Origin of the sequence: Micromonospora sp. LOL_021, assembly GCF_048060215.1 — a bacterium.
Lineage (GTDB): Bacteria > Actinomycetota > Actinomycetes > Mycobacteriales > Micromonosporaceae > Micromonospora_E.
On record NZ_JBHMIN010000099.1, the window covers coordinates 1 to 6,948 of the forward strand.

At 72.6% G+C, this 6,948-nt stretch carries 8 protein-coding genes; 4 read left to right on the forward strand and 4 right to left on the reverse strand.

The features are described from left to right. The first annotated feature begins 57 nt into the window (after window positions 1-57). Window positions 58-789: a LutC/YkgG family protein gene (locus tag ACFHWT_RS30860; protein WP_416598178.1), complete on the forward strand. Its 732-nt coding sequence runs from the start codon at window positions 58-60 to the stop codon at window positions 787-789. Here the strand turns inward: ACFHWT_RS30860 and ACFHWT_RS30865 are convergent. The 4 genes from ACFHWT_RS30865 to ACFHWT_RS30880 are packed head-to-tail and all read right to left on the reverse strand — an operon-like array spanning window position 768 to window position 4,731. Continuing rightward, on the reverse strand, window positions 768-1,370 hold the full coding sequence (locus tag ACFHWT_RS30865) for a GTP-binding protein (protein WP_278167549.1): 603 nt from the start codon (window positions 1,368-1,370) through the stop codon (window positions 768-770). The two genes, ACFHWT_RS30860 and ACFHWT_RS30865, sit on opposite strands and share 22 nt — an antisense overlap. After that, window positions 1,351-1,737 carry a DUF742 domain-containing protein gene (locus ACFHWT_RS30870; protein ID WP_416598172.1) on the reverse strand — a complete coding sequence of 129 codons (387 nt, stop codon included), beginning with the start codon at window positions 1,735-1,737 and terminating at the stop codon, window positions 1,351-1,353. The genes ACFHWT_RS30865 and ACFHWT_RS30870 overlap by 20 nt, the downstream gene beginning before the upstream one ends. Further along, window positions 1,727-2,125 (reverse strand): roadblock/LC7 domain-containing protein, encoded by a 399-nt coding sequence (locus ACFHWT_RS30875; protein WP_282234313.1) that lies wholly within the window; start codon window positions 2,123-2,125, stop codon window positions 1,727-1,729. Before ACFHWT_RS30875 ends, ACFHWT_RS30870 begins: the two co-directional genes overlap by 11 nt. Window positions 2,126-2,148: 23 nt before the next feature. Next, a complete protein-coding gene (locus ACFHWT_RS30880) occupies window positions 2,149-4,731 on the reverse strand; it encodes a nitrate- and nitrite sensing domain-containing protein (RefSeq protein ID WP_416598174.1) in 2,583 nt (860 codons plus the stop codon). A gap of 333 nt (window positions 4,732-5,064) precedes the next feature. On the opposite strand from ACFHWT_RS30880, the gene ACFHWT_RS30885 reads away from it, so the two are divergent. From ACFHWT_RS30885 to ACFHWT_RS30895, 3 genes are all read left to right on the forward strand, one after another. Next, complete coding sequence (locus ACFHWT_RS30885; RefSeq protein WP_416598175.1) at window positions 5,065-5,658, forward strand: hypothetical protein; 594 nt, start codon at window positions 5,065-5,067, stop codon at window positions 5,656-5,658. 11 nt (window positions 5,659-5,669) lie between these two features. After that, window positions 5,670-6,290 carry a hypothetical protein gene (locus ACFHWT_RS30890; protein WP_416598176.1) on the forward strand — a complete coding sequence of 207 codons (621 nt, stop codon included), beginning with the start codon at window positions 5,670-5,672 and terminating at the stop codon, window positions 6,288-6,290. A gap of 162 nt (window positions 6,291-6,452) precedes the next feature. Further along, window positions 6,453-6,764, forward strand: coding sequence for a hypothetical protein (locus tag ACFHWT_RS30895; protein ID WP_416598177.1), 312 nt, complete (start codon window positions 6,453-6,455; stop codon window positions 6,762-6,764). Window positions 6,765-6,948 lie beyond the last annotated feature (184 nt).

The following is a 6,948-nucleotide window of genomic DNA, read 5'->3' on the forward strand; positions in this document are numbered from 1 at the left end:
CGGCACTTCTCCTACTCCCAGCTGTCCCAGCGGTACGTGCCGGAGCGCGACGCCGCCATGGGCCGCACGACGACAGCGCCGGGCCGCACGAGGACGGGAGGACGCACCGTGGCTGACGCCCGTACCGAGATCCTGGCCCGGTTGCGGGCGGCGCGGGACCACCGGCCGGTGCCGCTGCCGGTGCGGGTGCCCCGCGACTACCGGACCGCCGACGCGGACCCGACCGGCACCGACCCGGTGGCTCTGTTGGTGGACCGGCTGCTCGACTACCGGGCGACGGTGCACCGGTGCGTCCCGGACCGGTTGGCCGACCGGATCGCCGAGGTACTCATCGGGGTGCGCCGGGTCGCGGTGCCGCAGGACCTGCCGGACGGCTGGCTACCCGGCTTCACCGGAGAGGTACTACGCGACGACCCGACCCGACCGCTGTCCGTCACCGATCTGGACCAGCCCGGCCTGGCCGCGCTGACCGGTTGCGCGGTGGCGATCGGCCGGACCGGGACGGTGCTGCTGGACACCGGGCCGACGCAGGGTCCGCGCCGGCTCACTCTGGTGCCCGACCACCACGTCTGCGTGGTCCGGACCGACCAGGTGGTGGCCGAGGTGCCGGCGGCGCTGGCCCGGCTGGCCGACCCGACCCGACCGATCACGCTGATCTCCGGGCCGTCCGCCACCAGTGACATCGAACTGAACCGGGTGGAAGGGGTGCACGGGCCGCGCCGGCTGGACGTCGTGCTGGTCGACACCGGCCGGCAACCGGCGGCAGGTCAGCCCGCCGGCACCGGCTGACCGCGCAGGTACGCCACATGCTCGACCAGTGCGATCAGCACCGTCTTGCCCGAGCCGCGGTTGCGGGCGTCGCACAGCACGATCGGCACATCCGGGTCGAGGTCGAGCGCACGGCGCACCGAGTCCTGACTGAACTGCTGCGCCCCCTCGAAACAGTTGACCCCGACCACGAACGGCGTGCCGCGCTGCTCGAAGTAGTCGACCGACGGGAAACAGTCGGCGAGCCGACGGGTGTCGGCCAGCACCACCGCACCGAGCGCGCCGAACGCCAACTCGTCCCAGAGGAACCAGAACCGGTCCTGACCCGGCGTACCGAACAGATAGACCTGCAGATCATCGTTGATGGTGATCCGGCCGAAATCCATCGCGACGGTCGTGGTGTTCTTGCCCTCCACCCAGGACGTGTCGTCGGTGCCCAGGCTGGCGCTGGTGAGCACTTCCTCGGTCTGCAGCGGCCGGATCTCACTGACCGCGCCGACCAGGGTGGTCTTCCCGACGCCGAAACCGCCCGCGATGAGTATCTTCAGCGCGAGTGGGACCCGCCGGGAGGGCTGATGCCGGTTAGAGCGCACGGAGTCCATTGACCACCGCCTTGAGTATGTCGTCGTGGGGGTGAGCGGCCGAAGCCGGGGGTTCGTAGAGGGCGATCAGTCCGGCGGCGAGCAGGTCCCCGAGCAGGACCCGGACCACACCGAGCGCGAGGTCGAGGTCGGCCGCGAGGTCGGCGACCGAGACCGGCTGCTGGGCCAGCCCGACGATGCGCCGATGTTCCGGCTGCAGCGGGACCTCGCTGTCGGCGCCCTCCGGAGCTTTCGCCACCACGAAGGCCAGCAGGTCGAAGGTGGCACCGGTCGGCTGCACCCGGCCACCGGTCACCGCGTACGGACGGACCACCGGGCCGGCGTCGGAGTCCAGCCAGTCGTGGGGTCCGGCCGGGTCACCCCGCATCGGATTGCGCCGCCGGTGTCCGGCTCGGCGTGCTGAGAGTCTGCCCGACCCGGGTGACCAGCATCGCCATCTCGTACGCGATCAGGCCGATGTCGGCGTCGGCCGCGCTGAGCACCGCCAGGCAGGCCCCGTGCCCGGCCGCGGTGACGAACAGGTACGCCGACTCCATCTCGATCACGGTCTGCCGTACCGGGCCCGACCCGAAGTGCCGGCTGGCGCCCTTGGCGAGGCTCTGGAAGCCGGCGGCCATCGCCGCCATGTGCTCGGCACCCTCCCGGGTCAGCCCCCGCGACGCGCCCATCAGCAGGCCGTCGGCGGACAGCACGACGGCCTGCTGCGCGGTCGGGACCCGGTCGACGAGGTCGTCGAGCAGCCAGTCGAGGTTCATCGCATGCCGCATGGTGTGCACAGCTACAGCTCCCTCTCCGACTCTTCCGTCGCCGGGGGCGGCAGCACCGCGCCCGGAGGCGGAGTCGCGGTGCCCCGGACCGGGCCGGTCGACCCGGTCGGGGACGGTTCCGATGCCACGGAAGCCGGCTCGTCGCCGGAACCGGGGGTGCCGTCGCCGGCCGGCGGCACCGAGCCGCCGTCGACGATCGGCGTCGTGTCGCCGGTACCACCCGGCTGCCCGGCCGCTGGCAGGCCGGCCGCCTGCCGGCCCCGGGCGGTTCCCGCCTGCAACGCGGACATCAGCGACCGCACCTCCTGCGGGGACCGTTGCGGGGCTTCCCGCAGCGGCTGGCCGTCGGCCCCGGGCGAATCGGGTGCCTGGCGTAGTTGGGGCGCCAGGCTGGACTGGCGTACCCGGCGCGGCAGGCCGTCCTCGGTGGTCTCGCCCGCGCCGGCGGACCGCCGGGTCGGCAGGGTGGTGGGACGGCGGCGGGCCGGCAGCTGCGCCCCGTTCGGCTCCGCCGCAGGCTCGGGGGTCGGTCGCCCGGTCATGTCCGGTGCCGGGCCCGGCCGGAGGGTGGTCAGCGCGTCCGGTTCAGGGCTCGGCCGCACGGTGGCCAGCGCGTCCGGTGCAGGAGTCGACCGGACCGTGGTCAGTGCGGTAGGTGGCCGGCCGGACGGCAGCGCCAGCACCTCGGACTCGGGCACCACCAGCTCCGCCGGGATCAGCGTGACGGCGGTGATGCCGCCGAACGGTGACGGCCGGAGCCGGACCCGTACGCCGTGCTTGGCCGCCAACTGGGCGACGACGAACAGGCCGAGCCGGGCGCTGTTGTGCGGGTCGAAGTTCGGCGGCTCGGTGAGGCGCTGGTTGGCGTCCTCGATCGCGTCCGGTTCCATGCCGAGGCCCCGGTCCTCGACCTCGACCGCGTACCCGTTGGGCAGGCTCTGGCCGATGACGGTGACCCGGGTCTGCGGCGGGGAGAAGGACGTGGCGTTCTCGATCAGCTCGGCCAGCAGGTGGATGACGTCGCCCACCGCCCGGCCGGCGACCGCCGCGGCCTCCACGGTCGTGACGTGCACCCGGGCGTAGTCCTCGACCTCGGAGACGGCACCCCGAATCACGTCGACCATCGGCACCGGGTTGCGCCACCCCCGGCCCGGTGCGGCTCCCGCGAGGATCACCAGGTCTTCGGCGTGCCGGCGCATCCGGGTCGCCATGTGGTCGACCCGGAACAGGTCCTCCAGCTCCGTCGGGTCGGTGCTGCGCCGTTCCATCCGGTCCAGTACGGCCAGCTGCCGGTGCAGCAGCGTCTGGCTGCGTCGGGCGATGTTGAGGAACGTCTCGTTCAGCCCGCGACGCAGCGCCGCCTCCTCGACGGCCGACCGTACGGCGGTCCGCTGCACCTCGCTGAACGCGTGCCCGACCTGGCCGATCTCGTCGGCGCCGTACTCCAGCGGCGGGGCCTCGGTGACGACGTCGACGTCCTCGCCACGGCGTAGCCGGGCGACCACCCCGGGCAGCCGCTCGCCGGCCAGCTCCAAAGCGGCGGCGCGCAGCCCGGTCAACCGGTGGATCAACGACCGGCCGACCCGCAGCGAGATGACCACGGAGATGATCACCGCGGCCAGGCCGACCAGGCCGGCCGCGGCGAGCCGGACCAGGATGGCGATCGCGGTCGGCATGCTGCGTTCGGCCAGCGCGTCGGCGGCGAGCAGCTCGAAATCGCGCAACTGCTCCTGGACCAGTTGATAGCTGGCCCGCCAGCGGGACTCGGAAACCGGCAGCCCGTCCTCGGCCGGCCCGCCGGCGATCAGCGTGTCCTGCATCTGCCGCAGCCCGGTGTAGTCGTCACCGGCAACGAGCTGGTGGTAGGTCCGGCTGTCCGGGTCGGGGAGCTCGGCCACCGCCCGGTCGAACACGAACCGCTGGTTGGCGACGATCTGCACCAGTTGCAGATGGCCAGCGGCGGTCAGCTCGCCAGCGGCGAAGGCCCCGGCGAGCAGAGCGTCGGTCCGGCCGAGCAGGTCGCGGCCCAGCCCGATGTCGGTCAACGCCCGCGCCTGCCGGTTGATCTCGTTGTCCGGCAGCCCGGCCAACGCCCCGAACATCTGGAACGCGGTGTCGACGATGCCGCTGTAGAGGCCCAGCGCGCCGGCTGCGTCCATCTCCCGACGCTCGACGAACCCTCGGCCGGACGGCAGCAGTTCCAGCTCGGACAGGGTCGCCGCGATCCGCTCGTCCAACACGGACGGATCCGCCGGCGGCTCGTCGCCGCGGGCGGAGCGCCGGAACTCGTCGACCGCCGCGTCGGTGGCTTCCCACTGGTCGCGCAACTGCCGCAGGTCACCGGCGCGCAGCGCGTTCTGACCATCGCTGCGGGACAGGTACACCACCGAGAGCCGGCGTTCCCGCTGCAGCTCGGCCACCACCGCTTCGCCGGGGCGGCCGACGTCGTCGAGCAGTGCCTGGGCACCCAGCAGGCTCAGCGCCGGGCCGACGGTCAGCGACGTCGCGAAGATCCACAGCGCCAGCAGCGCGGCGATCGGGACAGCGACCAGCGCAACGATCTTCGAGCGGATCGACCAGTTGCGGGTATTCATCAGACCTCGCCGGCGCGGTGGTGGCTGAGCTGGCGCGGCGGATGCGAACCGACCGGTCCGGGTGAGTGGATGGTCAGTCGTGTCCGGCGCCTCCGGAAGGATACGTAATTAACGGCTCAGGCACTACCAGAGGCACTCAGCGGTCGATTGTGGGCACGGAGCGTACCGAAAGCGGCCGCACCGGCAGCATCCACGGTCGTCGTCGCGACCTGCGGCGGACCATCCGGCGGCCGATCCGGATCAGATGCCGGCAAGATCGTCAAGGAAGTGTGACAAACCTGGATTGGGGATCCGGGTCGAGCGGGAATACCAGGGTGAGAAGGAGGAACAACCATGTCGCCCATCGAGATCGTCCTCATCTCCGCCGTACTTCTCGTCGTGCTCGCGGCGCTCGCCCTGCTCTGGACCCGGTGGCGGCGGCGCCACGACCTGCGTGGCACCTTCGGTCCGGAGTACGACCGGGTCGTCGCCGAACAGGACAGCCGCAGCGCGGCCGAGCGCGAGCTCCGACAGCGGGAACGCCGGCACGCCGAGTTGACCCTGACCCCGTTGTCCGAAACGTCCCGCGTCCGATACGCCGCCGCCTGGGCCGACGTGCAGACCCGGTTCGTCGACGCGCCTGGCGCCGCGGTTGGCGACGCCGACGAACTGCTCACCCGGCTGATCGCCGAACTCGGCTACCCGACCGGGGACTACGACGAGCAGGTGGCTCAGCTCTCCGTGGACCACGCCCGTACTCTCGGCAGGTACCGCGAGGCGCACGAGATCCATCTGGCCAACGAGCGCGGGGAGGCGAGCACCGAGCAGTTGCGTCAGGCCGTGATGCACTACCGGGCGCTCTTCGCCGAGCTGCTCGGTGAGGACCCCGTACCCACCGCGACCCCGACCGAGCAAGCCTCGACCCCGACGGAAGCTTCGACCCGCTGAGGAGAGACACCATGGCCCGCACCGATCAGTGGCACGACGAACGTACCGAGGTCATCACCCCGCACGGCGGACCGGGCCAACCGGGCGCCGGTCACGACCGCGACGGATACGTGGACCCGGACCGTACCGAGATCGTCTCCGGCGTGGCGACGCCCGACCGGGACGAGCCGGTCCACCACGAGCCGGTCGAACAGCCGACCGCGTTCGGCGCCGCCACCGTCGGCGGTGCGGTCGCGGCCTCGGCGATGGCCGGCCCGGAGCGGCTGCACGAGCAGCGCGACCCCGGCGACGACGACACCGTACGGGTGGGTGACGGCGGCGAACCGCCGCAGACCGGGCAGCCGGTGCCGGCGGGGCACCCGGTGCCGGTGGGGATCTTCGCGGCGGAGCAGGCGGACGCGTTCCGGGACCGGTGGCGGGACGTGCAGTTGCGCTTCGTCGACGACCCGCACGCCGCAGCGGGCGAGGCACAGAACCTCGTGACGGAGGCCGTCGAGGCGCTCACCGCGGCGTTGACCGCGCAGCGCGACGAACTCGGCGGGTGGACCGACGCCGGTCCGGAGGACACCGAGCAACTGCGGATGGCGGTCCGCCGCTACCGGGACCTGCTGGACCGGGTGCTGTCGCTCTGACCCGTCGCCAGCACCCGACCTTCCCGATCTCTGCGACGATCTCTGCGACCTCCGGCGCCAGCTGCGCCGGAGGTCGCCCCTTTCCGCCGGCCGGCGCCCGCGCATATCCGCCCCTGCCCCGGGTACCCGGTACCTCGACGGCTCCGACGGGAGGGGGCAGCCATGACGGACCGGGACAATGCGATCGGCCGGGTGCCGCTGGAGGAGGAACCGGCAGTGGCGGCCGCTGTCGAGGACGACACCACGGTGCCGCTGCTGGTCACCGATCCGGACACGGAGCAGGACGGTCCGGATTTCCAGCCGCCGGACGGCCAGTCCGGCCCGGTCCGGGTGCGGACCGGTGCCGAGCAGCCGTGGGACGCCGAGGACCTCGCGGTGGCCAAGGGCGGTGACGGCAGCCCGGAGCAGGTGGAGCGGGCGCGTCAGGAGCTGGAACACGACGGGGCCGCAGCGATCGAACGCACCGTGCCCTGACCCCTCGTCATGCCTGACCGGGCGATCCGGAGGGCAGGGCACTCAGTGGCCGAAATGGGGCGGGGCCCGGTGCCGTGTCCGGCACCGGGCCCCGCTCAGCGTTACGTCCAGCCTTACGACAACGGCGGGTACGCGTTCGCCATCAGCTCCTGGAACTGAGCCGAGAACCAGTGCCCGGAAACCG

What these genes read in the sequence shown, in the direction of transcription:
- ACFHWT_RS30860 (WP_416598178.1), top strand. Translation starts at nt 58, where the DNA reads ATGGGCCGCACGACGACAGCGCCGGGCCGCACGAGGACGGGAGGACGC.
- ACFHWT_RS30865 (WP_278167549.1), bottom strand. Translation starts at nt 1,370, where the DNA reads ATGGACTCCGTGCGCTCTAACCGGCATCAGCCCTCCCGGCGGGTCCCA.
- ACFHWT_RS30870 (WP_416598172.1), bottom strand. Translation starts at nt 1,737, where the DNA reads ATGCGGGGTGACCCGGCCGGACCCCACGACTGGCTGGACTCCGACGCC.
- ACFHWT_RS30875 (WP_282234313.1), bottom strand. Translation starts at nt 2,125, where the DNA reads ATGAACCTCGACTGGCTGCTCGACGACCTCGTCGACCGGGTCCCGACC.
- ACFHWT_RS30880 (WP_416598174.1), bottom strand. Translation starts at nt 4,731, where the DNA reads ATGAATACCCGCAACTGGTCGATCCGCTCGAAGATCGTTGCGCTGGTC.
- ACFHWT_RS30885 (WP_416598175.1), top strand. Translation starts at nt 5,065, where the DNA reads ATGTCGCCCATCGAGATCGTCCTCATCTCCGCCGTACTTCTCGTCGTG.
- ACFHWT_RS30890 (WP_416598176.1), top strand. Translation starts at nt 5,670, where the DNA reads ATGGCCCGCACCGATCAGTGGCACGACGAACGTACCGAGGTCATCACC.
- ACFHWT_RS30895 (WP_416598177.1), top strand. Translation starts at nt 6,453, where the DNA reads ATGACGGACCGGGACAATGCGATCGGCCGGGTGCCGCTGGAGGAGGAA.